Consider the following 24,290-nt stretch of genomic DNA (forward strand, 5'->3'; position numbering starts at 1 on the left):
TGAAACGCCTTAGCGCCGATGATAGTGTGGCATTCGCCATGTGAAAGTAGGACATCGCCAGGCGCCCAATGTAAAAGCCCAGACCAAACGGTCTGGGCTTTTTGCATTTGCGGGTTTAAAAGCTGAGCGTCTTGTCCGCGCTCAGCGTCCATTCGGCCAGTTCTGGCATGGTGCCTATCTTCACGCCCGTCAGCAGCAGGTTCTCGTCCACGCCGCGCGCGTCAGCGCAGGTGCGGCAGACGCGAACCTCCACGCCCAACTCCAGCGCCTCGGCCAACATCTCTCCCAAGCTGGGCGCTTGCGCGGTTTTCTGGTTTTTCAATGCGGTGACGACAGCGTCGGACAGCAGGAATAGCTGCACCCGGCAACGTTCGTTCTGTTGTGCCAGCGTCAAGGTCAGACGCAGGGCCGAGAGCGCGCGCTCATTGCCGTAGGGGCTGGCGTTCACGGTGATCAACACGGTTTGCATGATTGGTTTGCCTATGATGAAGAAGCTCAGGGCGGCATTGTGGCATGTTGCGTCAGCTTTGGCATGTGCCGGCTTGCCCATTCGCAATGGGTTTGATGCGAGGGCAAGTTGTTGGCATGCAACAGTGGTGAGGTAAAAGGAACATGGCGATGGTGGCTAACTGCTTGTACGGCTTGAGTTTGTTCGTGCAGAGATTATTGGCTGAAAACTTTCCTTCATATTGTCCAGCAATTCATTTGTATTTGTATACAATAGGCAAATTTTCCAGGCACTAAAAAAGAGATAGCCTGGGGCTGCAAACTACACGGAGATGATTCATGCAATTCGATGCATTTGCCCATGGCCAGCTGACGCTGCGGGACGCCATTACCTCGGCTTATCGCCGTGACGAACGCGAGTGCGTGCAGGCGCTGTTGCCGCAGGCGGCAATGAGTGATGGCGAGGTCAAGGCGGTTCAGGACCTGGCGCGGCGCCTGGTGGCGGAGGTGCGCCGCGAGCGCACCAAGTCCAGCGGGGTGGATGCCTTGATGCATGAGTTTTCTCTGGACAGCGCCGAGGGCATCGCCTTGATGTGTCTGGCCGAAGCGCTGCTGCGCATTCCGGACCGCGAAACGGCGGACAAGCTGATTCGCGACAAGATTTCACGCGGCGATTGGAAGGCCCACCTGGGTAATAGCGCCTCCTTGTTCGTCAATGCCGCGGCCTGGGGCTTGCTGGTGACCGGCAAGCTGGTGGCCTCGCACAGCGCGAATGGTTTGTCGGCGGCGATGACCCGCTTGATCGCCAAGGGCGGCGAGCCGTTGATCCGCAAAGGCGTGGACATGGCGATGCGCATGCTGGGCAAGCAGTTCGTGACCGGTGAAACCATTGAAGAAGCGTTGGCCAACGGCCGCGAGCGCGAGGCGCGCGGCTATCGCTTCAGCTACGACATGCTGGGCGAGGCCGCGATGACCGAGGCCGACGCACAGCGTTATTTGCAAGACTATGTGACCGCCATTCACGCCATCGGCAAGGCGTCCGCCGGCCGTGGCATTTACGAAGGCCCCGGCATCTCGGTGAAGCTGTCGGCCATCCACCCGCGCTACAGCCGTATGAAGCACGAGCGGATGATGACGGAACTGCTGCCACGCCTGAAGGAACTGTTCCTGTTGGCCAAGCAGTATGATATCGGTCTGAACATCGATGCAGAGGAAGCGGACCGCCTGGAAATCTCCATGGATCTGGTCGAGGCGCTGGCCAAGGATCCGGATCTGGATGGCTTCGAAGGCATAGGCATCGTGGTGCAGGCTTACCAGAAGCGTTGTCCCTATGTGATCGACTTCCTGATCGACCTGGCGCGCCGCACCAATCACCGCTTCATGGTGCGCCTGGTCAAGGGCGCGTATTGGGACGCGGAGATCAAGCGCGCCCAAGTGGATGGCTTGCCGGGCTATCCGGTTTACACACGCAAGGTTTACACCGATGTGGCTTATCTCGCCTGCGCCAAGAAGCTGTTGTCCGCGCAGGATGCGATCTATCCGCAGTTCGCCACCCACAATGCCTACAGCCTGGCCGCGGTATTCAACCTGGCTTCCGGCAAGGACTACGAATTCCAGTGCCTGCACGGCATGGGCGAAACCCTGTACGACCAAGTGGTGGGCAAGGACAAGTTGGGCAAGGCCTGCCGCATCTACGCACCGGTGGGTTCGCATGAAACCCTGCTGGCCTATCTGGTGCGCCGCTTGCTGGAAAACGGCGCCAACAGCTCCTTCGTCAACCGCATCGTGGACGAGGCAGTATCCATAGACGAACTGGTGGCGGACCCGGTGGCCGAGGCCGCGCGCCATGGCGGCCTGCCGCACAAGAAGATTCCGGCGCCGTTGGAACTGTATGGCCAGCAGCGCAAAAACTCCAAGGGCCTGGACCTGTCCAGCGAGCATGTGCTGGCCACGTTGCAATTGGGCCTGCAAATGTCCGAGAAGCAGCAATGGGGAGCTTTCCCGATGCTGGGCGATGGCGATGTCACCGATGGCGAAGTGCAACAGGTACGCAACCCGGCTGATCACGATGACCTGGTCGGCCGCGTGATCGAAGCCAGCGCGGCAGATGTGGGCCGCGCGCTGGACCTGGCGCAGCAAGGCGCCGCCGACTGGGCCGCCACGTCGGTGGCCGAACGCGCCGCCTGCTTGCAACGGATGGCGGATCTGATGGAAGACCAGATGCCGGCGCTGATGGGCCTGGCGGTGCGCGAGGCCGGCAAGACGCTGGCGAACGCGATCGCCGAGGTGCGCGAGGCGGTGGACTTCTGCCGCTATTACGCGGCGCAGATCGAAGATGAGTTCGACAATGCCAGCCATCGCCCGCTGGGCCCGGTGGTGTGCATTAGCCCGTGGAACTTTCCGCTGGCCATCTTCATCGGCGAGGTGGTGGCCTCGCTGGCGGCCGGCAACGCGGTGCTGGCCAAGCCGGCGGAGCAGACCAGCCTGATCGCCGCGCACGCGGTGCGGCTGTTGCACGAGGCCGGCGTGCCGCGCGCGGCGCTGCAACTGCTGCCGGGCCGCGGCGAAGTGGTGGGCGCGGCGCTGACCGCGGACCCGCGTGTGCAGGGCGTGATCTTCACCGGTTCCACCGAGGTGGCGCAAATCATCAATCGCACGCTGGCCAAGCGCGGCGGCGATCCGGTGCTGGTGGCCGAAACCGGTGGCCAGAACGCGATGATCGTGGACAGCTCGGCGCTACCGGAGCAGGTGGTCACCGATGTGCTCAGTTCGGCCTTCGACTCCGCCGGCCAGCGTTGTTCGGCCCTGCGCGTGCTCTATTTGCAGAACGACATCGCCGACAAGGTCATCGCCATGATCAAGGGCGCGATGGATGAATTGAAAGTCGGCAATCCGGCCAAGCTGGATGTCGATGTCGGCCCGGTGATCGACGCCGAGGCCCAGGCTGGCCTATTGGCCCATATCGAGAAAATGAAGGCCAGCGCGCGCGCCACTCACCAGATCAAGCTGGATGATGGCTGCGCCAATGGTACCTTCGTGGCGCCGACCTTGTTTGAAATCGCCGATCTCAAGCAGCTGAAACGCGAAGTGTTCGGTCCGGTGCTGCATGTGCTGCGCTTCGAGGCCAATGAGCTGGACAAGGTGGTGGCCGAAATCAACGCCACAGGCTATGGCCTGACTCACGGCATTCACAGCCGCATCGACGAGACCATCGACAACATCGTTGCTCAGATCAAGGTCGGCAACGTCTACGTCAACCGCAATATCGTCGGCGCGGTGGTGGGCGTGCAGCCTTTCGGCGGCGAAGGCAAGTCCGGCACCGGTCCCAAGGCCGGCGGTCCCTTCTATCTGTACCGGCTGAGCCGCGCGGCTTGGGAGCCGAAACTGGCGGCGGAAACCCTGCCGCTGTCCTTGCCGGCTTTGGACGCGCTGGCGGCGGCCGTTGGTGGCCTGGGTCTGGACTTGGCGGCCGCCATCGCGGCGGCGCGCAAGGATAGCGCCTTGTCTTGCCTGGTGAACCTGCCGGGCCCCACCGGCGAGCGGAACTCGCTGCAGTTCGCGCCTCGCGGCAAGGTCGCGTGCCAAGCGGCAACGACGCAGGCGCTGGCGGAGCAGCTGGCGGCGGCCTTCGCCACCGGCAACCGCGCGCTGCTGCCGGCCAATGAGGCGGGACGAGAGCTGGCCGCCAAGCTGGGCGCCCTGGTGGAGCTGGACGCCGATGTGTTGGCTGCGGATGTCGGCGCGGTGTTGTTCTCCGGCTCCGAAGCCGAGGCCGAAGCCGCCCAGCGCGCGTTGGCCGCGCGCGACGGCGCCTTAGTGCCGCTGCTGCGTGCCGACGCGCAAGGCCATTACAATCTGCACCGCCTGGTGGTGGAGCGCGCGCTCAGCGTGAATACTACCGCGGCGGGCGGCAATGCCAGTCTGATGAGCATAGGCGACTAAAGGCAGGGCGGGTCCCGGTGACGGAGGCCCGCTCGTCATGAAAAAGCGCGAGTCAAAGCAGTTTACCCATGCGCCGGCGCGCATGGGGCAAGTGGCTTGTCCAACAAGCCACTTGCCACAAGCTGGCGGCCTTGAAATAATGCCGCCAGCCGCCGCGCCCGGGTCCATGTCGGACTTGGGCATGAGCGGAAAGCCTATAACAACACTAGACAGGTTCCGCAAACTCCCGTTCGTTGCGATTGATGGATGGGGATCTCTGGAGAAATAGAGGAAACACGATGCAAGTAAACAAGTTGACGACCCTTTCCCTGGCGGTAGCCGCCGCTGTCGCCTTGTCCGCATGCGGCAAGAAACAAGAAGGCGCGCCGGCTGCCGGCGCCTCCGCCGGCGCGGAAGCCGCCGCGGGCAGCGTGGTCAAGATCGGCTTCGCCGCTCCGCTGACCGGTCCGCAAGCCCACTATGGCGAAGAATACAAAAACGGCGTGACGCTGGCGATCGAAGACGCCAACGCCGAGAAGCCCACCATCGGCGGCAAGCCGGTGAGCTTTGAACTGGAGGCCCAGGACGACCAGGCCGATCCGAAAACCGCCACCCAGCTGGCGCAGAAATTCGTTGATGAAAAAGTGAACGGCATCATCGGCCACTTCAACTCCGGCACCGCCATTCCGGCGTCCAAGATCTACTCCGACGCCGGCATCCCGATGATTGCGATGGCGACTTCGCCGGCATTCACCGCGCAGGGCTTCAAGAACACCTTCCGCTCCATGACCTCCGACACCCAGCAGGGCTCGGTGATGGGCAAGTACGTGGTGGAAAAACTGGGCGCCAAGAAAGTGGTGATCGTTGACGACCGCACCGCTTACGGCCAGGGCCTGGCCGACGAGTTCGAGAAGGCCGCCAAGGCCGCCGGCGGCAATGTGGTCAAGCGCGAGTTCACCAATGACAAGGCCACCGACTTCGCCGCCATTCTGACCTCGATCAAGGCCGCCGCGCCGGACGTGGTGTTCTACGGCGGCGCCGACGCGCAATCCGCGCCCATGGCCAAGCAGATGAAGCGCCTGGGTCTGACCGCGCCGCTGATTTCCGGCGAAATGACCAAGACGCCGACCTTCCTGCAATTGGCGGGCAAGGAAGCCGACGGCACCATCGCCTCGCTGGCCGGCCTGCCGCTGGAGCAGATGCCCAAGGGCAAGGACTACGAGAGCCGCTACAAGGCGCGCTTCAAGATGGATGTGGCCACCTACTCGCCGTACGGTTACGACGCTACCCGCACGCTGATCCAGGCGATGAAGGATGCCAACTCCACCGATCCCAAGGTCTATCTGCCGGTGCTGGCCAAGATCACTCATACCGGTGTGACTTCCAGCAACTGGACTTACGACGCCAAGGGCGATTTGAAGGACGGCGGCATCACCGTTTACAAAGTGGTGAACGGCGAATGGAAAGTGCTGGAAACCGTGGGCGGCGGCGCCGCGGCCAAGGATGCTTCCGCGGCCAAGTAAACCGTTTGAACCGCAATGAAAAGGCGACGCTTCCGCGTCGCCTTTTTCTTTGCCCGCTTCAATGGAGCAGGCCGATTTTCTTCAACAGGAAAATCAGGATGGCCGCGCCGGCAATGCCGAAAGCCAGGCCGGGCAGGGAGAAGGAGCCGGCGGCGGAAGCGGAGGCGATGCCCAATAGGCGGCCGAACAGCCAATGGCCCAGCGCCGAGCCGATGATGCCGATGACGATGTTGGCGATGATGCCCTCGCTGACGCCCATGACCTTGCCGGCAAGCCAGCCGATCAGACCTCCGGCCACCAGGGAAATAAGCAGGCCCATGCAATCTCCTTATGTTAGTGTGTGAATAAATAGTTATAGCTATTTATTTAATATGGCGCCAGGCTTTTTTGCCGTCAGGCGCAAAAACTCGGACAAATAAAAACCCCGGCCTGAAGCCGGGGTTGCATTCCGGGCGCGGCACAGGCCGCAATGGGTTTACAGACCCACCCATTGTCCCTTGCGCAGCTGGTACAGCGAGACGGTGCCATGCTGGATATCGCCCTTGTCGTCGAAGCGGATTTCGCCGGTGACGCCCTTGAAATCGGTCTTGGGCAATTCCGCCAGGTATTTGGCCGGATCGGCGGAGCCGGCGCGCTTCATCGCGGCAATCATCACCCGGGTGGCGTCATAGGTGTAGGGCGCGTAGGCCTGGATCTCGGCGTTGAACTGCTGCTTGTACTTGCCGCTGAAATCGGCGAAGCCCGGCATCTTGTTCTTCTGCGCGCCGGCGCTGGAGGCATAGCTGCTCTCCGCGCTGTCGCCTCCCAGCTTGGAAAACTCAGGAGTGTTGATGCCGTCCGCGCCCATGAAAGCGGCTTTCAGACCCAGCTTGTTCATTTGCTTGACCATGGGCGCGGCCTGGGCGTCCATGCCGCCGTAGAACAGCAGATCCGGCTTTGTTCCCTTGATCGAGGTGAGGATGGCCATGAAGTCGGTGGCGCTATTGCTGGTGAATTCGCGCTTGACCACCTTGCCGCCGGCCGCTTCCACCGCCTTGGCGAAATCGTCGGCCAGGCCCTGACCGTAAGTGGTGCGGTCGTCGACGATGGCGATGCGGCCGGCCTTCAGCGTGTCTATCGCGTACTTGGCCAGCGCTTCGCCTTGCTGGCGGTCGTTGGCGATGATGCGGAAGGTGTTCTTGAAGCCTTGCTGGGTGAAGCTGGGGCTGGTCACCGAGGCGGCGATCATCGGAATGCCGGCTTGGGAGTAAATGCGCGAAGCGGGGATGGCCGCGCCGGAAGTGAGATGGCCGATGATGCCGGCCACCTTGCCGTCCACCAGGCGTTGCGCCACCTGGGCCGCGGTCTTGGGGTCGGCTTGGTCGTCTTCGGACACTACTTCGAAGGAAACCGGCTTGCCGTCCAGGGTCAGTTTCTCGGCATTGGCCTCGGCCACCGCCAGCTTGACGCCGTTGTCGGCGTCGCGGCCCCAGTGGGCGAAGGGCCCGGTCAGCGGGTTGGCGGAGCCAATTTTCACCACCGCCGCGCCGGCGTCGGCCGGTGCGCTGCCGGCACTTTGTTCTGACTTGCCGCAGGCGGTCAGGGCCAACACGGCACAGGCGATGAGGCTGAGATGCGTTTTCATGTATTTCTCCTGAGATCTCTTTGTTTATTTAGCTTTGTCTATTTGGATATTCGCCTCAGGAATAAGGCGGTGGCACATTCTTGGTGCATAAAGCGTTCAGCGTCAAGCCCATGGCGGCAATCTCTGCGATGGAGGCGGCTTTGCGTTAAGATGGCGGGCTGATTTGGCCGTATGGAAAGTGTTTTTAAATGACAAAAGGGTTGCCTGCCCCGGCTTCGCCCTGTGTGGGCCTGTGCCGTCTCGACGAGGGCGGCGGGTACTGCCTGGGCTGTCTGCGCACCTTGGACGAGATCGCCGGCTGGTCCGGCTTCGACGATGAGCAGAAACGCGCGGTGTGGCGGCGCTTGCTCGCGCTGCGGCCCAAGGTCAAGGACAAGCGCTGCGAGCGCTGCGGCGCGGCCTTCCGCTGCGGCGACGGCGGCGCGGAGGGCGGCTGCTGGTGCGCTGATCTGCCGCAGGTGCTGCCCTTGCCCTATGGCCATGGCGACTGCCTGTGTCCGGACTGCTTGCGCCAGCATCTGCGGGAAAGCTATCTGGCGCGTGGCTTGACGCCGCCGTTGTAGCCGTCGAGGAGGCTTGGCTGGTTCTCCATGCCGACAGGGTAATGTTGCGGCGGACTGCAACCAAGCCACGTGATGCGTGGTCCTAAGCTGTTCGATTTAATTTTGGCTTGATGTCTCTACATGAAATTCTGGAAGCGTTGGATTCGCAAGCTGCTGCTGCCGCTGTGCCTGGTGAGCTTGCTGCGGGGGCGCGCCGGTTTGGGCCGGCGACCGTGGCGTAACGGCATCCTGTTGGCGGCCGCCCTGTCCGCTGCCGGCTGGGGGCTCTGGTTATGGCTGGCACCCAAGCCGGCGCCGCAGGTGCTGACCGCCGAGGTGAGCCGGGCCGATCTTGAAGACGTGGTGCTGGCCAGCGGCGTGCTCAAGCCGCTGCGGCAGGTGGATGTGGGCGCCCAGGCCAGCGGTCAGCTCAAGACCTTGAAAGTGGAAGCCGGCGACCGTGTCAGCAAAGGTCAGTTGCTGGCCGAGATCGATCCGGAAAACAGCCTCAACGATTTGAAAGCCTCCGAAGCGCAACTGGAGTCCCGCGTCGCGCAACTGCGCGGCAAGCAGGCCTCGCTGCGCCAGGCCGGGCGCGAGCTGGCGCGTCAGAAGCAGATGATGGGCGAGGGTTCCACCTCGCAAAAAGACCTGCTGGCGGCGGAAACCGCCTATCAAGCCCAGACGGCGGAGCTGGACGATCTGCAGGCGCAGATTCGCCAGAACCGCTTCCAGATCGACAAGAACCGCACCACGCTGGGCTATACCCGCATCAGCGCGCCGATGGACGGCGAGGTGATCGAGATCGTCACCCAGCAAGGTCAGACCGTGATCGCCAGCCAGACCGTGCCGGTGATCCTGAAACTGGCCGATCTGAGCACGATGACGGTGCATGCCCAGGTGGCCGAGGCCGACGTGATCCGCGTCAAGGCGGGCCTGCCTGTGTATTTCACCGTGTTGGGCGCGCCGGACCGGCCCATCCGCGGCAAGTTGCGCGCCATCCTGCCGACGCCGGAGAAAATCAACAACGCCAACTTCTACAAGGCGCTGTTCGACGTCAAGAACGTGGACGGCAAGCTGCGCGTGGACATGACCGCGCAGATCAGCATCGTGCTGGCGGAGTCCAAACAAGCGCTGAGCATCCCGCTGAGCGCGCTGGGTGCGGCCGGCAAGGATGGCCGCCACAGCGTCAAGGTACAGGGCAAGGATGGACAGCTGCATGAGCGCCAGGTGCGCATCGGCCTGAAAACCGCCACCCGGGTGCAGATCCTGGACGGCCTGAAAGCCGGCGAGAAAGTGGTGACCAGCGAAGCCGGCGGCAAGGAAGAAGAGCCCAGCGGCGGCGTGATGGTGAGCGCATGAGCGGAGCAGGCCTGACGCTGTCCGGCGTGTGGCGCCGCTTTCCGTCCGGCGAGGAGGAGGTGGCGGTGCTCAAGGATGTCAGCCTGAGCATACGCGCCGGCGAGATGGTCGCCATCATCGGCGCCTCCGGTTCCGGCAAGTCCACCTTGATGAACATTCTGGGCTGCCTGGACCAGCCCTCGGCCGGTCGCTACCAGGTGGGCGGGCGTGATGTCGGCGAACTGGACAGCGACCAGCTGGCCACGCTGCGGCGCGAGCACTTCGGCTTCATCTTCCAGCGTTATCACTTGCTGCCGCATTTGAGCGCCATCGACAATGTGGCGATGCCGGCGGTGTATGCCGGCATCGGCCATGAGGCGCGGCGCGAGCGCGCGCGACAGCTGCTGGCGCGGCTGGGCCTGGCCGGCAAGGAGGACTTCCGTCCCGGCCAGTTGTCCGGCGGTCAGCAACAGCGGGTGTCCATCGCGCGGGCGCTGATGAACGGCGGCGACATCATCCTGGCCGATGAACCCACCGGAGCGCTGGACAGCCACAGCGGCGAAGAAGTGATGGCCATCCTCAAGGAGCTGCACGCCGCGGGGCACACCATCATCATCGTGACTCATGATCCGGCCATCGCCGCGCAGACCGAGCGCATCATCGAAATCCGCGACGGCGAAATCCTGCGCGACAGCGCGGCCGGCGCGGCCGAAGCCGCAGCCGAGGAACGCGCGCCGCGCAGCGCCAAACCCGGCCCGGCCTGGCGCGAACGCATGAGCGAGGCCTTCAAGATGGCGATGCTGGCGATGCTGGCCAACCGCCTGCGCACCATGCTCACCATGCTGGGCATCATCATCGGCATCACCTCGGTGGTATCCATCATCGCGGTGGGCGAGGGCGCGCGCAATTATGTGCTGAACGATATCCGCTCCATCGGCACCAATACCATCACCGTGTACCGCGGCAAGGACTGGGGCGACGACAAGGCCGACGGCGTGCGCACCTTCCTGGCAGGCGACCTGGCCGCGCTGGCCGAGGAGCCCTATGTCGACAGCGTGTCGCCGGTGACCAGCAATAATCTGCGCATCCGTTACCGCAGCGTCGACGTCAACGCCTCGGTGTCCGGCGTGGACAGCACCTATTTGCGCGTGCGCGGCCTGAAAGTGGTGGCCGGCCTGGGCTTTGACCGGGACGATGTGCGCATGCAGCGCCAGGTGGTGGTGATAGACAGCAATGCCCGCCGTAAATTGTTCGCCGATGCCGATCCCATAGGCAAAGTGATCCTGGTGGGCAGCCTGCCGGCCACCGTCATCGGCGTGGCGGAAACCAAGGACAATGGCTACGGCGGCAAATCGCTGCAAATGTGGATGCCCTACAGCACCGCCGGCAGCCGCCTGTTCGGGCAGGTCTTCTTCGACTACATGGTGGTGCGCATCAAGGAAGGCCAGCCCACCGCGCTGGCGGAGAAGGCGCTCAGCCAGCTGCTGACCCTGCGTCACGGCAGCAAGGACTTCTTTACCTACAATATGGACGAAGTGCTGAAAACGGTGGAAAACACCAGTCGCACCCTGGCATTGCTGCTGACCCTGATCGCAGTGATCTCGCTGGTGGTGGGCGGCATCGGCGTGATGAACATCATGTTGGTGTCGGTGACCGAGCGCACGCGCGAAATCGGCATCCGCATGGCGGTGGGCGCGCGCCAGGCCGATGTGCTGCAGCAGTTCCTGACCGAGGCGGTGCTGGTCTGCCTGGTGGGCGGAGCCATAGGCATCGGCCTGTCCTATGGCATCAGCTTCGTGTTCGCGCTCTTGGTCAGCAAATGGAAAATGGCGCTGTCGCTGAAGGCCATCGGCCTGGCGGTGGCATGCTCCACCGCGATAGGGGTGGTGTTCGGCTACTTGCCGGCGCGCAGCGCGGCGCGTCTGAATCCGATTGACGCCTTGGCGCGGGAGTAAGTATTTGACGCTTTGGAAATCCAACCTCTTTGTTTTGAGCCTGGCCCTGTTGCTGGCCGGCTGCCAGAGTACGCCTTATCAGCGCCAGGAACTGGACGCGCCGGTGCAATGGCGCAGCGCTGGGACCCAAACCCAGGCGGACATGAGCCGCGAGCACTGGTGGCAAGGCTTTGACGACCCGAGCCTGCTGGCGGTGTTGGAGCAGGCGCGCAGCCGCAACCCGGACCTGAGCATCGCCTTGCTCAAGCTGCGCAAGGCCCAGCTTGCCGCCGGTCTGGAGCGCAGCGACGCCTTGCCCTCCCTGAGCGGTGACATCAATGCCGGGACCAAGCGCACGCTGGGCGAATCCTCGGCCTGGAGCCGCAGCAGCGGCGGCAGTTTGAGTACCAGTTACGAGCTGGATCTATGGGGGCGGGTGGATGCGCGCCTGCGCGCGGCGGATCAGGAGTTCCGCGCCAGCGCCTACGACGAGGCCGCCGCCCGCTTGCTATCCGACAGTACCGCCGCGGGCCTGTACTGGGACATTGCCGCGCTCAAGGCGCGGCAGACGCTGGGGCAGGCGGATCTGGCGGATCTGCGTCGCATCCAGGCGTTGGCCGAAGCCAAATGGCGCGCCGGCGCCACGAGTGAACAGGATTTCACCCAAGCGCGTAGCGCGGTGCTGAGCCAGCAGGCGGACTTGTTGACGCTGGCCGATGAACGCGGTCAAAAGGAGAACGCGCTGGCCTTGTTGCTGGACCAGGCGCCCGGCGCGGCGCTGCCGCCGATAGGCCCACTGCCGCTGGCGCCCGGCCAGCCGGCGATAGACGCCGGCCTGCCTAGTAGCCTGCTGGAACGGCGGCCGGACCTGATGGCGGCGGAAGCGCGCTTGCGCGGCAAGCTGGCCAAGGTGGATCAGGAGCGCGCGGCCTTCTTTCCGGCGCTGAAACTGACCGGCTCGCTGGGTTCCAGCAGCAGCGCGTTGAGCAGCCTGGTGCAAAACCCGCTGCTGAGCCTGGGGGCGTCCTTGTCCTTGCCCTTCCTGGAATGGCGCAAGCAAGGCCTGCAACTGAAAACCAGCCAGGCCGATTACGAGCTGGAAACCGTCAGTTTCCGCAAGACCTTGTACGGCGCTTATCAAGAGGTGGACAACGCGCTGAGCGCGCGTCAGCGGCTGTTGCAAGTCGTTCAACTGCAAACCGCCACGCTGGCCTTGAACCGGCGTAGCGAACAGCTGGCGGAAAGCCGCTACCGCGCCGGCGCCGTCGATGCGCAAATCTGGCTGGACGCGGCCAAGGCGCGACGCGGCAGCGAGTCCGCGCTGCTCCGGCTGCGCCAGGAGCAATTGAAGAATCTGGCGGATCTCTATAAGGCCTTGGGCGGCACGCCGGCGGCCTGAGCGGGGAGGGTGCCGATCGGGTTTATCCAGGGGCGGGTTCAAGAGTCTGTTCAAAGTCTCGCGAGCTAGGGCGAGACAAGGCGAAAACGAGCGAAAAAGCGGAATGTACACGTGGTACATGAGCATTTTGAGCTTGTACTCACCGTGCAACACCTCACGATTGAACAGGTTCTAAGGCTCGAGATACTCTTCGCAGGCCGGAATCGGCTTGTCCGGCATATAGGCGCCGCTGTCCGGCTGCCGTGTCAGCAGGCGCTGGAAGGTGCAGGCCCGGTCCACCACGGTGGCGATGTCTTTTTTCCTCAAGCGCTTGCCCAGCGAGTCGCGGCTGCGGGAGACAGGTCCGGGAAAGCTGGTGGCGCGGGTGCGGTAGATCAAGCGCGGGAAGCCGGAGGTGACGCTTTTGTCCAGTTTGATGGTGGAAGAAAAACTGTATTCGTCATGACAGGCGCCGCGGCGGTCAGCGTAATCCCGCTCCGAAAAGCACGCGCGTATCATCAGGGAACTGGCCAGCGGCAGTGCCAGCACCTCGCGCATCTCAAATCCGGAGCCCTTGGGAAAGACCTGCAGCAGGTGCAGCGTGCTGAAAGAGCCGCCTCCGCCGGAATACATGGTGCTGACATCCTCGCTGACACCCACCAGCATGCCCTGATCCGGGGCGGCAAGCCGCACCGCGAAAGGCCATAAAGCCAGGCTGCGGCGATTGTCCCATAGCGCGTCGGTCTGTAAATCACGCAATTCCAGCTGTGCGCCAGCATCCTGACCAGCGGCGGGCCGGATCTTGAGAATGGGCGGAGCTTCCTTGGTTTGCGCCACCAGCTCAATACACAACTGGCGATCCGGGGTGCAGCCTTGTTCCGATTCCGCCGGCTCCGACGTCGGCTTCAGCGTCAAGGTCTTGATGCTGTTGCCGGCCAGGTCAATATCGGCTGGCCGAGCGGCGGCGGTAGGCTGGACCCAGACAAGCGTCGCGCAGGCGGCGGCGACCGCGCGCTTGAGTACATGGAAAACGTCATTGGGATTCTGCTTCATTGTCTGCTTTTCGGAGGAGAGCGGCGCTAGATCACCGCCCACAGTCCGCAGATCGCGAATAGGATCAGCACCCCGGTCAGGATCTGGGCGGTGGTGCGCTCCTTTTGCAGTGCCCGTTTCAGGCTGTCGTGCACGCTTTCCAGCTTTTCCAGCCGCTGCTCCAGCTCTGCGCGGGTTTCGTCCTGCCGTGCCAGCGATTGCAGCATCGCCTCGCCGCCCACCTCGGTGATCAGCTCCTTATTCCACACTCCCAGCAGCTTGTTGACCTTGTCCTTGAAGTACAAGGCCGAGCGTTGGTTGGCGTCCTGCCATTCAAATTCAAAACCCTGGCTGGCGTAAAAGGCGTTGCGTTGCAGCCGCTCTTCTTCCGACGAGGTCTGGCTCATGCTGATCATGCCGGGGCTGATGGCGTGATCCGGACAAATGCCCTTGGCCCAAGAGATGACGCTGGCGAACAGAAAGGTGTCCAGTCCAGTGCCGACGAAGCCGGGGCTGGCCATCACGCCGCTTTTGGGTCCGAAGGTGACGGTGCGGCTGGGTCGGTCCACCCGTACCCAGGCGCAGTTGTGGGCGGCCTGAAAATGGCTGTCCTCGCCCTCGAACAACTGCCAGCGGTGCCCCTCGGCGCGAGCATAACCGCGAAATTGCAGCCGAAAGAAATCGGATTGTTCGGTCATCGCCCGGCTGCGTTGCAGGATGCCGTAAATGGGAATGCCATTGGCGGTCAGCGTCAGAATGGTTTCGCCCAGCGGAATGGCCAGAGTGGCCAGGGTGTTTTCGTTTTCCGGTGCGCGAAGCACCGCTTCCTCTGCTTTCGGCGCCGGGTTGGCTGCCTGGTTCTGACTGGTCATCTGCTGCCTATGCTGGGGGTGTTCTCACGGGGGCGGCTTCTGGGAGGACTCTGAGACCGCCGTCATGTTGCTGCTTATTGTACCAATCTAGACGGCTTGGGGAATCCTTGCTCGCATACGCTGCGACATTTGCACAAGTCGAGCGCTGCCTGATGGCTGCGTGGCGCTGGGGGAGGGCGACATGATCGGGGGGACGATCTTCGTCCTGCGGGAGGAACGTCAATGCGTATTTTTACTTAGTAATATATTTGAATGAAGAAAGCTCGATTTCAAACAAGTACTTAATGATTTCGATCAATAATCACGCGCTAAAATCTCATCGTAATACTTGTAATGGGTATTAATAAGCAATATCGTGCGCCAATTCGATAAATAAAACATGCTTTTATGCTTGCTCAAACTGCCACGGACGGCGCCGCTTCCACCGCAAACATCAGCGATTTGGGCTTGCTCGGCCTGGTGCTGCTGGCCCAATTCCACGGCGTCGCCGCCGACCCGGCGCAACTCACCCACCAATACGGCCGCCAGGCCGAACCCTTCAGCGAAACCGACCTGCTGCTGGCCGCCAAAGGCCTGGACCTTAAAGCCCGCATCATCAAACAAAGCCCGGACCGCCTCGGTCTGACCGCCTTGCCGGCGCTGGCGCTGCGGCCGGACGGCGAACACTTCATCATCGCCCGCTGCGACGGCGACAAAGTGCTGATCCACGACCTCAAGCACGGCCGGCCGCAAGTGCTGAGCCAGGCGGAACTGGCGGCGCGCTACGCCGGCCGGCTGCTGCTGATGGCTTCGCGCGCGTCGGCGGCGGGGGCGCTGGCCAAGTTCGACTTCACCTGGTTCGTGCCGGCCATCGTCAAATACCGCAAACTGCTGCTGGAAGTGCTGGCGGTGTCGCTGGTGTTGCAGCTGTTCGCGCTGGTGACGCCGCTGTTCTTCCAGGTGGTGATGGACAAGGTGCTGGTCAACCGCGCCTTCAACACCCTGGACGTGATCGCCGTCGGGCTGTTGATCCTGTCGCTGTTCAATGTGGCGCTGTCGGCGCTGCGCAGCCACGTGTTCGCCCACACCACCAGCCGCATCGACGTGGAACTGGGCGCGCGGCTGTTCCGCCACCTGCTGGCGCTGCCGCTGGCCTACTACGAAGCGCGGCGGGTGGGGGACACCGTGGCGCGGGTGCGCGAGCTGGACAATATCCGCAACTTCCTCACCGGCCAGGCGCTGACCACGGTGCTGGACCTGCTGTTCTCCTTCGTGTTCCTGGCGGTGATGTGGTACTACAGCGGCTGGCTGACCCTGATCGTGCTGGTGTCGCTGCCGTGCTACGCGCTGTGGTCGGCCGGGCTGACCCCGCTGCTGCGGCGGCGGCTGGACGAGAAATTCGCGCGCGGCGCCGACAACCAATCCTTCCTGGTGGAAGCGGTGGGCGGCATCGGCACCATCAAGGCGATGGCGGTGGAGCCGCACATGACCCGGCGCTGGGACAACCAACTGGCCGCCTACGTCGCCGCCGGCTTCCGCGTCACCCGGCTGGCCAATATCGGCCAGAACGGCGTGCAACTGATCCAGAAACTGGTCACCGTCGCCACCCTGTGGCTGGGCGCGCGGCTGGTGATCGCCGGCGAGCTGTCGGTGGGTCAACTGATCGCCTTCAATATGCTGGCCGGCCAGGTGGCGGCGCCGGTGGTGCGGCTGGCGCAACTGTGGCAAGACTTCCAGCAGATCGGCATCTCGGTGGAACGGCTGGGCGACATCCTCAACACCCGCAGCGAACTGCCGGCCAGCCGCGCGGCGCTGCCGGCGATCCAGGGCCGCATCCAGTTCGACCAAGTGGTGTTCCGCTACCGCCCGGACGGCCCGGAAATCCTGCGCGGGCTGAGTCTGGAGATCCGGGCCGGTGAAGTCATCGGCATCGTCGGCCGCTCCGGCTCCGGCAAAAGCACGCTGACCAAGCTGGTGCAACGCTTGTACGTGCCCGAATCCGGCCGCGTGCTGGTGGACGGCAACGACCTGGCGCTGGCGGACCCGGCCTGGCTGCGGCGGCAGATCGGCGTGGTGCTGCAAGAAAACCTGCTGTTCAACCAAAGCATCCGCGACAACATCGCGCTGGCCGAACCCGGGCTGGCGCTGGACCACGTGATCCAGGCGGCCAAACTGGCCGGCGCCCACGACTTCATCATGGAACAGGCCGAAGGCTACGACACGCTGGTGGGCGAACACGGCGCCAGCCTGTCCGGCGGCCAGCGCCAGCGCATCGCCATCGCCCGCGCGCTGATCAGCAACCCGCGCATCCTGATCCTGGACGAAGCCACCAGCGCGCTGGACTACGAATCCGAACGCGCGATCATGCAAAACATGCGCGCCATCTGCCAGGGCCGCACCGTGCTCATCATCGCCCACCGCTTGAGCACCGTGCGCGGCGCCAGCCGCATCATCGCCATGGACCAAGGCCGCATCGTCGAAAGCGGCCGTCACGAAGACCTGCTCCGCCAGCCCAACGGCTACTACGCCCGCCTGCACAGCCTGCAACAAGGATAAACCCGCATCATGAAGCACCAACTGCACGCGCTGCGCGACTTCGCGCGGCGCTACCGGCAGGCCTTTGCCGCGCACTGGGCCATCCGCCACCAACTGGACCCGCAGCCGCGGCGCGAAGACGAACTGGCCTTCCTGCCCGCCCACCTGGAACTGACCGACAGCCCGCTGTCGCCGCTGCCGCTGTGGAGCCTGCGGCTGATCGCCGCGCTATTCATCATCGCGCTGCTATGGTCCGCGCTGGGCCAGCTCGACATCGTCGCCGTCGCCGGCGGCAAGACCGTCAGCGGCGGCCGCACCAAAATCCTGCAGCCGCTGGAACCCAGCGTGGTCAAAGCCATCCACGTGCGCGACGGCCAGCAAGTCCAGGCCGGGCAAGTGCTGATCGAACTGGATGCCACCGGCGCCAGCGCCGACAAGCAAAAAGCCGACGATGCCCACGCCGCCGCCGCGCTGGCCGCGGCGCGCTACCAAGCGCTGCTGGCCGCGCTGGACAGCGGCCGGCTGCCGCAACTGCCGGCCACCCCCGGCATCGCCGACAGCCAGCGGCTGGCCGAAGAAAGCCTGGCGCTGGGCCAATGGCGCGGCTACCAGGCCAAGCTCGAAGCGCTGAACGCCACCCTGCGCCAACGCCAGGCCGAACACGCCACCACCCGCCAGCAAGTGAGCAAGCTGCAAGCCACCGCCCGCATCGCCGAAGCGCGCGAACACGACTACCAAGACCTGCTGGCCAAGAACTTCATCTCCAAGCACGCCTACCTCGACAAACAACAAGCGCGCATCGAACAGACCGGCGACCTGGCCAGCCAGCAAAGCCGGCTGCAAGAACTCGACGCCGCCATCGCCGGGCAAGCACAAGAACGCCAAGCGCTGCAAGCCAACTTCCGCAGCGACGCCCTCGACAAACTGCGCGAAGCGCGCGAACAAATGCGCCAATACGGCGAAGACCAAAAAAAGACCGGCCAACGCCAGGCGCTGACCCGGCTCACCGCGCCGGTGGCTGGCAGCGTGCAGCAACTGGCCATCCACACCGTCGGCGGCGTGGTCACCGAAGCGCAGCCGCTGCTGGCGGTGGTGCCGCGGGACGAAACCCTGGAAATCGAAGCGCAGATCGAAAACAAGGACATCGGCTTCGTGCGGCCGGGACAGGCGGCCACGGTCAAAGTGGAAAGCTTCCCCTACACCCGCTACGGCTACCTGGACGGCGTGGTGGACAGCGTCAGCCACGACGCGATGCAAGACGAAAAGAAGGGCCTGGTGTTCCTGGCGCGGATCCGGCTGAAGCAAGACCACCTGAGCATAGATGGCGCGCGGGTGCGGCTCAGCGCCGGGATGACGGTGAGCGCGGAAATCAAGACCGGGCGGCGGCGGGTGATCGACTACTTCCTGAGCCCGCTGCAACAGCATGTTGGCGAAGGCCTGCGCGAGCGTTGAGATGAAACTGCTGCTGATCCACCAAAACTTCCCCGGCCAGCTGCGCCATATCGCCGAACACCTGAAAGGGCGACCGGACATCGAGCTGCTGGCGGTGGGGCGCGACAGCGCACCCGGCCTGGCCGGCGTCAAACTGCTGCGCTACCGGCCGCACCGCGGCCCGCACCGGCACACCCACCCCTATCTGCACAGCTACGAAGACGCGGTGCTGCACGGCCAGGCGGTGCTACGCGCCTTGCAGCCGCTGCAACAGCGCGGCTACCGGCCCGACGTCATCCTGGCTCATCCCGGCTGGGGCGAAACCCTGTTCCTCAAAGACCTGTTCCCGGCGGCGCGGCTGATCCACTACAGCGAGTACTACTACCACGGCCGAGGCGCCGACGCCGACTTCGACCCGGAATTCCCGCTCAGCCTGGACGGCGCGGCGCGGCTGCGGGCGCGCAACGCGCTGCACCTGCTCAACCTGGAACACGCCGATCACAGCGTCACCCCCACCCACTGGCAACACAGCCTGCACCCGGCGGCCTACCGGCCGAGTGTGCAGATCCAGCACGAAGGCATCCGCTGTGGCCAACTGGGTCCGGACCCGACGGCAATGCTGACCCTGCCCAATGGCCGGACGCTGCGCGCCGGCCAGCCTATCGTCAGCTATGTGGCGCGCAATCTCGAACCCTATCGCGGCTTCCACAGCTTCATGCGCGCGCTGCCGGCGCTGCTGCGGCAACGGCCGGACAGCCAGATCGTCATCGTCGGCGGCGACGGCGTCAGCTACGGCAGCGCGCCGCGCGACGCGGCCAGCTGGCGCGAAAAACTGCTGCGCGACAAGCCGGTGGACCCGGAGCGGGTGCACTTCCTGGGCAAGGTGCCGTACGAGGTTTACCGAAAGGTGCTGCAAGTGTCGGCCGCGCACGTGTATCTGACCTATCCCTTCGTGCTGTCGTGGAGCTTGCTGGAAGCGATGGCGAGCGGCTGCCGCATCGTGGCCTCGGACACCGCGCCGGTGCGGGAGGTGATCCGCGATGGCGAGAACGGTGAGCTGACCGACTTCTTCGACGCGGCGGCGTTGGCGCAGAAGGTGGGCGCGGCCTTGGAGACGGACGGCGGCGGGCTGCGGCGTGCGGCGCGGGAGACGGCGGCGCGTTACAGCGTGGAGGCGGGGCTGGCGGGCTATCGACGCTTGTTGGGTTTGCCGGCGGAGTGAAGGCGGCTTCGGTGGAGAGCCCGCATAAGCAGTACCAAGCAGTAAATCGTAGTGCGTGATGACACAAACAAATATTGATAAGGAAACAAGTTATGACGACAAGCGTAATGGGCAGCGACCTGGGCGGCGTGCTGGAAGGCGGCCCGCAGGACGATGTGCTCAAGGGCGGTGCCGGCAACGACACCTTGAACGGCTATGACGGCAATGACTTGCTGCAGGGCGGCGCCGGCGACGACGTGCTCAACGGCTATGCAGGCAACGACACGCTGGAAGGCGGCGCCGGCGACGATTTGCTCAATGCCGGCAGCGGCAACAATGTGTTGGCCGGCGGCGAGGGCAACGACACCCTGATCGGCGGCGCGGACAAGGACATCTATCTGTTCAATCTGGGCGACGGTTTCGACACCATCACCGACAACGCCCAGGACAAGCGCGACGCGGCGGATACTGATCCGGCCTACCGCGACGAGTTGCGCTTCGGCCCGGGCATCCGCCCGGAAGACATCCAGCTGGAGCATGTGGGCGACGATTTGCTGCTGTCGCACCGCAACGGCGACGACGCGGTCACCATCAAGGGCTGGTTCGCCGACAAGAGCTTCTGGATCGAGCGCATCGTATTCGCCGACGGCGGCGAATGGGGCATTAACGATCTGGCGCAGCGCGTGATCGTGCAGACCGGCAGCGAGCGCAAGGAAATCCTTAACGGCTGGCTGGGCAAGGATCATCTGATCGGCCTGGGCGGCAACGACGTGCTGAACGGCCGCTGCGGCGACGATCTGCTGGACGGCGGCGCCGGCAACGACAAGCTGTTTGGCGAAGACGGCAACGACACCTTGCTGGGCGGCGACGGCGACGACACCCTGGACGGCGGCAGCGGCAACAATGTGCTGCACGGCGGCCGCGGCAACGATCTGTTGATCGGCGGCGCCGGCGCCGATGTTTACCTGTTCAATCTGGGCGACGGCGTGGACGTGATCCGCGACGCCGGTGGCGTGGACGTGTCGGTGAAAGACGAAATTCGTTTTGGCGCCGACATCCTGGTCAAGGATGTCAGCGTCAGCCGCCAGGGCGACAACCTGATGCTGATCCACGTCAACGGCAGCGACCGTTTGGTGGTGGAAGGCTATTTCGCCAGCGCGTCCAGCCGGATCGAGCGCATCGTGTTTGCCGAGGGCGTGGTCTGGACCCAGGCCGACATCAAGCTGACCCAGCAGGGCGGCAGCGGCAACGATACCTTGATCGGCTGGGAAGGCAGCGATCTGCTGGACGGCGGCGCAGGCGATGATTCGCTGATCGGCGGCGGCGGCAACGATACCTTGATCGGCGGCCTGGGCAATGATGTGCTGGTCAGCGGCGGCGCGGGCGTCAGCGTGCTGATCGGCGGCGCGGGCAACGACACCCTGGTGGGCGGCGCCGGCGCGGAGATTTACCAGTTTGGCCTGGGCGACGGCGCGGACGTGATCGCCGCGCACGGCGTGGACGTCAGCGTGACCTTGCAGGACCGCATCGTGTTCGGCGTCGGCATCTCGGTGGACGACATCCGGGTGGAGCGCCAGGGCGACGATATCGTGCTGATCCACGCCAACGGCAGCGACTCCATCACCATCCAGGCGGGCTTCAGCCTGGAGCATGGCTGGCATGGCCAGATCGTGTTTGCCGACGGCAGCGTCTGGCTGGGCGCGGAACTGGCGCAGAAACTGCTGGAAGTGCAGACCGGCGGCGATGACGACGATCTGCTGCTGGGCTCCGGCCAGTCCGATCTGCTGGACGGCGGTGCCGGCAACGATACTCTGATTGGCAACGGCGGCGAGGACACGCTGCTGGGCGGCGCCGGCGACGATCAGTTGCAAGGCGGCGTCAGCGGCCATACCACGATGGAAGGCGGCGCCGGCGACGATGTGCTGATCGGCAACAAGGGCCGCGAAACCTTCGTCTTCGGCGTGGGCGACGGCCGCGACCTGATCAATTACGGCTCCCAGGTCGGCAAGATCGCCGCCTTGAGCGCTAACGATGAAATCCGTTTCAAGGCCGGCATCAGCGCCAAGGACATCCGCGTGCTGCGCGCCGGCAATGATCTGCTGCTGCAGCACGTCAACGGCCAGGACAGCATCCGCGTCAAGAACGGCCTGGTCGACAAGACCGGCTGGGCCGGCGTGGTGCTGTTCGCCGACGGCTCCAAATGGAGCGCGGCCGAACTCTTGACCATGGTGGTGGCCGCGGGCGGCACCAGCGGCAAGGACGTGCTGACCGGGGGCAAGGGCGGTGATCTGCTGGACGGCGGCGACGGCGACGATACGCTGATCGGCGGCGGCGGCAACGACACCCTGAAAGGCGGCGCCGGCAACGACGTGCTGATCAGCAGCGGCGGCGGCACGGCGATCCTGGAGGGTGGCAAGGGCAACGACACCCTGCAAGGCGGCAGCGAACACAATATCTATGTGTTCAATCTGGGCGATGGCAACGATGTGATCATCAACAACTCGCTGAACGTATCGGTGGGCGTGAGCAGCGAAATCCGCTTCGGCGCGGGCATCGCGGTGACCGACATCACCGTGGTGCGCATTGGCGACGACGTGCTATTGCAGCATGTCAACGGCAGCGACTCGGTGCGCATCCAGGGGTGGTTCAGCAGCCAGAGCATGCAAGTGGGCAGCGTGGTGTTCGCCGACGGCGGCAGCTGGACCTCGGTGCAGATCAATCAGTTCGTCAAAGGCGTCTATGTGGGCGGCAGCGGCAACGACGCCTTCCACGGCGGCAGCGGCAGCGATCTGCTGGAAGGCGGCGACGGCGACGATACCCTGATTGGCGGCGGCGGCAACGACACCTTGCGCGGCGGCAACGGCAACGATGTGTTGATCGCCACCGGCAGCGGCACGGTGATCCTGGACGGCGGCAAGGGCAACGACACCCTGCGCGGCGGCGCGGACCGGAACATCTATGTGTTCAATCTCGGTGACGGCGGCGATCTCATCATCAACAACTCGCTGAACGTATCGGTGGGCATGAGCAGCGAAATCCGCTTCGGCGCGGGCATCGCGGTCACCGACATCACCGTGGTGCGCGTCGGCGACGACATCGTGCTGCAACACGTCAACGGCAGCGACTCGGTGCGCATCCAGGGCTGGTTCAGCAGCCAGCTGTCCCAGGTGGGCAGCGTGGTGTTCGCCGACGGCGGCAGCTGGACCGCTGTGCAGATCAATCAGTTCGCGGCGGGCATTTTCATCGGCACCAGCGGCAACGATGTCCTCAAGGGCGGCAAGGGCCATGACCTGCTGGACGGCGGCGACGGCGACGATGTGCTGATCGGCGGCGGCGGCAACGACACCTTGAAGGGTGGCGCCGGCAACGATGTGTTGATCAGCGCAGGCGGCGGCGTGTCCATCCTGGAAGGCGGCAAGGGCAATGATACCCTCAAGGGCGGTGGCAGCCAAGACATCTACGTCTTCAATCTGGGCGACGGCCGCGACGTAGTGATCAACAACTCCTTGAACGTCAGCGTCGGCCACCAGAGCGAAATCCGCTTTGGCGCCGGCATCTCGGTGACCGACATCACCGTGGTGCGCGTTGGCGACGACGTGTTACTGCAACACGTCAACGGTGTGGATTCGGTGTTGATCCAGGGCTGGTTCCTCAGCCAGAGCAACTGGGTGGGCGGCGTGGTGTTCGCCGACGGCAGCAGCTGGACCTCGGTGCAGATCAACCAGTGGGCCAGCGGCATCTACATCGGCACCGCCGGCAATGATGTGTTGATCGGTGGCGCGGGTGGCAGCCTGCTGGACGGCGGCGCCGGCAACGACACCCTGATTGGCCGTGGCGGCAACGACACCTTGAAGGGCGGCGCAGGCAACGACGTGCTGGAAGGCGGCGCCGGGCGCAATGTCTATATCTTCAATCTGGGCGACGGCCAGGACACCATTCGCTATGGCGAAAAGGGCGTCAACCTCGCTTGGAGCAGCTACGACGAGATCCGCTTCGGCGTGGGGATTTCGGTGACCGACATCACCGTGGTGCGCATTGGCGACGATGTGGTGCTGCGGCATAGCAACGGCGTGGACAGCATCACCATCCAGGCCGGCATGTCGGTGCAGAGCTCATGGTCCGGCAGCATCGTGTTCGCCAATGGCGGCAGCTGGAGCCTGCTCGAATTGATCAGCCTGGCGGCCGTTACCCTGAGCGGCACCGACGGCGCGGATACGCTGAAGGGCGCCAAGGGCAATGACGTGATCTTCGGCCTGGCCGGCGATGACCAGTTGTTCGGCAATGAAGGCAACGACAGCCTGTTCGGCGGCGCCGGCAACGACACTCTGTACGGAGGGGCCGGCAACGATCTACTGGAAGGCGGAACGGGTAACGATAGCCTGTATGGCGAAGACGGCAACGACACCTTGCGCGGCGGCGCTGGCAATGACCTGCTCAATGGCGGCAACGGCGCGGATCTGCTGGAAGGCGGTGATGGCGACGACGTGATCTACGGCGGTAGCGATGGCGGTAACTGGCGCGTTGAGGGTG

15 protein-coding genes are annotated in these 24,290 nt (G+C 64.3%); 10 read left to right on the plus strand and 5 right to left on the minus strand.

The genetic code is table 11. The features are described from left to right. Nucleotides 1-115 precede the first annotated feature (115 nt). A complete protein-coding gene (locus tag ACE3QM_RS06555; protein WP_374421053.1) occupies nucleotides 116-469 on the minus strand; it encodes a DsrE/DsrF/TusD sulfur relay family protein in 354 nt (117 codons plus the stop codon). Between the two features lie 317 nt (nucleotides 470-786). On the opposite strand from ACE3QM_RS06555, the gene putA reads away from it, so the two are divergent. Beyond that, complete coding sequence (gene putA / locus ACE3QM_RS06560) at nucleotides 787-4,389, plus strand: trifunctional transcriptional regulator/proline dehydrogenase/L-glutamate gamma-semialdehyde dehydrogenase (protein ID WP_374421055.1); 3,603 nt, start codon at nucleotides 787-789, stop codon at nucleotides 4,387-4,389. A 278-nt stretch (nucleotides 4,390-4,667) separates the two neighbouring features. Beyond that, a complete protein-coding gene (locus ACE3QM_RS06565; RefSeq protein WP_231461627.1) occupies nucleotides 4,668-5,891 on the plus strand; it encodes a branched-chain amino acid ABC transporter substrate-binding protein in 1,224 nt (407 codons plus the stop codon). Nucleotides 5,892-5,949: 58 nt separating this feature from the next. On the opposite strand, the gene ACE3QM_RS06570 is transcribed toward ACE3QM_RS06565, so the two are convergent. Then, nucleotides 5,950-6,210, minus strand: coding sequence for a GlsB/YeaQ/YmgE family stress response membrane protein (locus ACE3QM_RS06570; RefSeq protein ID WP_048411930.1), 261 nt, complete (start codon nucleotides 6,208-6,210; stop codon nucleotides 5,950-5,952). A 156-nt stretch (nucleotides 6,211-6,366) separates the two neighbouring features. After that, complete coding sequence (locus ACE3QM_RS06575) at nucleotides 6,367-7,515, minus strand: branched-chain amino acid ABC transporter substrate-binding protein (RefSeq protein ID WP_374421058.1); 1,149 nt, start codon at nucleotides 7,513-7,515, stop codon at nucleotides 6,367-6,369. A gap of 188 nt (nucleotides 7,516-7,703) precedes the next feature. On the opposite strand from ACE3QM_RS06575, the gene ACE3QM_RS06580 reads away from it, so the two are divergent. From ACE3QM_RS06580 to ACE3QM_RS06595, 4 genes are all read left to right on the plus strand, one after another. Beyond that, nucleotides 7,704-8,078: a cysteine-rich CWC family protein gene (locus ACE3QM_RS06580; RefSeq protein WP_231461629.1), complete on the plus strand. Its 375-nt coding sequence runs from the start codon at nucleotides 7,704-7,706 to the stop codon at nucleotides 8,076-8,078. Nucleotides 8,079-8,198: 120 nt separating this feature from the next. Continuing rightward, a complete protein-coding gene (macA, locus tag ACE3QM_RS06585) occupies nucleotides 8,199-9,419 on the plus strand; it encodes a macrolide transporter subunit MacA (RefSeq protein WP_156184002.1) in 1,221 nt (406 codons plus the stop codon). Next, nucleotides 9,416-11,353, plus strand: a complete 1,938-nt coding sequence (gene macB / locus ACE3QM_RS06590) for a macrolide ABC transporter ATP-binding protein/permease MacB (protein WP_374421061.1) — start codon at nucleotides 9,416-9,418, stop codon at nucleotides 11,351-11,353. The genes macA and macB overlap by 4 nt, the downstream gene beginning before the upstream one ends. A gap of 4 nt (nucleotides 11,354-11,357) precedes the next feature. After that, nucleotides 11,358-12,731: an efflux transporter outer membrane subunit gene (locus ACE3QM_RS06595; RefSeq protein ID WP_374421063.1), complete on the plus strand. Its 1,374-nt coding sequence runs from the start codon at nucleotides 11,358-11,360 to the stop codon at nucleotides 12,729-12,731. 171 nt (nucleotides 12,732-12,902) lie between these two features. On the opposite strand, the gene ACE3QM_RS06600 is transcribed toward ACE3QM_RS06595, so the two are convergent. Together ACE3QM_RS06600 and ACE3QM_RS06605 are read right to left on the minus strand one after the other, a co-directional pair. After that, nucleotides 12,903-13,763 (minus strand): hypothetical protein, encoded by an 861-nt coding sequence (locus ACE3QM_RS06600; protein WP_374421065.1) that lies wholly within the window; start codon nucleotides 13,761-13,763, stop codon nucleotides 12,903-12,905. Nucleotides 13,764-13,789: 26 nt separating this feature from the next. Next, a complete protein-coding gene (locus ACE3QM_RS06605) occupies nucleotides 13,790-14,614 on the minus strand; it encodes a hypothetical protein (protein WP_048411418.1) in 825 nt (274 codons plus the stop codon). 387 nt (nucleotides 14,615-15,001) lie between these two features. On the opposite strand from ACE3QM_RS06605, the gene ACE3QM_RS06610 reads away from it, so the two are divergent. The 4 genes from ACE3QM_RS06610 to ACE3QM_RS06625 form a co-directional block, all read left to right on the plus strand. Beyond that, complete coding sequence (locus ACE3QM_RS06610) at nucleotides 15,002-17,149, plus strand: type I secretion system permease/ATPase (protein WP_374421067.1); 2,148 nt, start codon at nucleotides 15,002-15,004, stop codon at nucleotides 17,147-17,149. Nucleotides 17,150-17,158: 9 nt separating this feature from the next. Continuing rightward, entirely contained in the window at nucleotides 17,159-18,580 is a 1,422-nt protein-coding gene (locus ACE3QM_RS06615; RefSeq protein ID WP_048411416.1) for an HlyD family type I secretion periplasmic adaptor subunit, read from the plus strand. A 1-nt stretch (nucleotide 18,581) separates the two neighbouring features. Then, the gene (locus ACE3QM_RS06620) at nucleotides 18,582-19,781 is read left to right on the plus strand and encodes a glycosyltransferase family 4 protein (RefSeq protein WP_374421069.1); all 1,200 of its coding nucleotides are present in this window, start codon (nucleotides 18,582-18,584) and stop codon (nucleotides 19,779-19,781) included. Between the two features lie 92 nt (nucleotides 19,782-19,873). Next, on the plus strand, nucleotides 19,874-24,290 hold a 4,417-nt coding region (locus ACE3QM_RS06625; RefSeq protein ID WP_374421071.1), incomplete at its 3' end, for a calcium-binding protein.

The organism is Chromobacterium sp. (assembly GCF_041912965.1).
Lineage (GTDB): Bacteria > Pseudomonadota > Gammaproteobacteria > Burkholderiales > Chromobacteriaceae > Chromobacterium > Chromobacterium aquaticum.

Excerpts from the sequence above, each read along its gene's own strand:
- ACE3QM_RS06555 (WP_374421053.1), bottom strand. The coding sequence starts at position 469 with ATGCAAACCGTGTTGATCACCGTGAACGCCAGCCCCTACGGCAATGAG.
- putA (WP_374421055.1), top strand. The coding sequence starts at position 787 with ATGCAATTCGATGCATTTGCCCATGGCCAGCTGACGCTGCGGGACGCC.
- ACE3QM_RS06565 (WP_231461627.1), top strand. The coding sequence starts at position 4,668 with ATGCAAGTAAACAAGTTGACGACCCTTTCCCTGGCGGTAGCCGCCGCT.
- ACE3QM_RS06570 (WP_048411930.1), bottom strand. The coding sequence starts at position 6,210 with ATGGGCCTGCTTATTTCCCTGGTGGCCGGAGGTCTGATCGGCTGGCTT.
- ACE3QM_RS06575 (WP_374421058.1), bottom strand. The coding sequence starts at position 7,515 with ATGAAAACGCATCTCAGCCTCATCGCCTGTGCCGTGTTGGCCCTGACC.
- ACE3QM_RS06580 (WP_231461629.1), top strand. The coding sequence starts at position 7,704 with ATGACAAAAGGGTTGCCTGCCCCGGCTTCGCCCTGTGTGGGCCTGTGC.
- macA (WP_156184002.1), top strand. The coding sequence starts at position 8,199 with ATGAAATTCTGGAAGCGTTGGATTCGCAAGCTGCTGCTGCCGCTGTGC.
- macB (WP_374421061.1), top strand. The coding sequence starts at position 9,416 with ATGAGCGGAGCAGGCCTGACGCTGTCCGGCGTGTGGCGCCGCTTTCCG.
- ACE3QM_RS06600 (WP_374421065.1), bottom strand. The coding sequence starts at position 13,763 with ATGAAGCAGAATCCCAATGACGTTTTCCATGTACTCAAGCGCGCGGTC.
- ACE3QM_RS06605 (WP_048411418.1), bottom strand. The coding sequence starts at position 14,614 with ATGACCAGTCAGAACCAGGCAGCCAACCCGGCGCCGAAAGCAGAGGAA.
- ACE3QM_RS06610 (WP_374421067.1), top strand. The coding sequence starts at position 15,002 with ATGCTTGCTCAAACTGCCACGGACGGCGCCGCTTCCACCGCAAACATC.
- ACE3QM_RS06615 (WP_048411416.1), top strand. The coding sequence starts at position 17,159 with ATGAAGCACCAACTGCACGCGCTGCGCGACTTCGCGCGGCGCTACCGG.
- ACE3QM_RS06620 (WP_374421069.1), top strand. The coding sequence starts at position 18,582 with ATGAAACTGCTGCTGATCCACCAAAACTTCCCCGGCCAGCTGCGCCAT.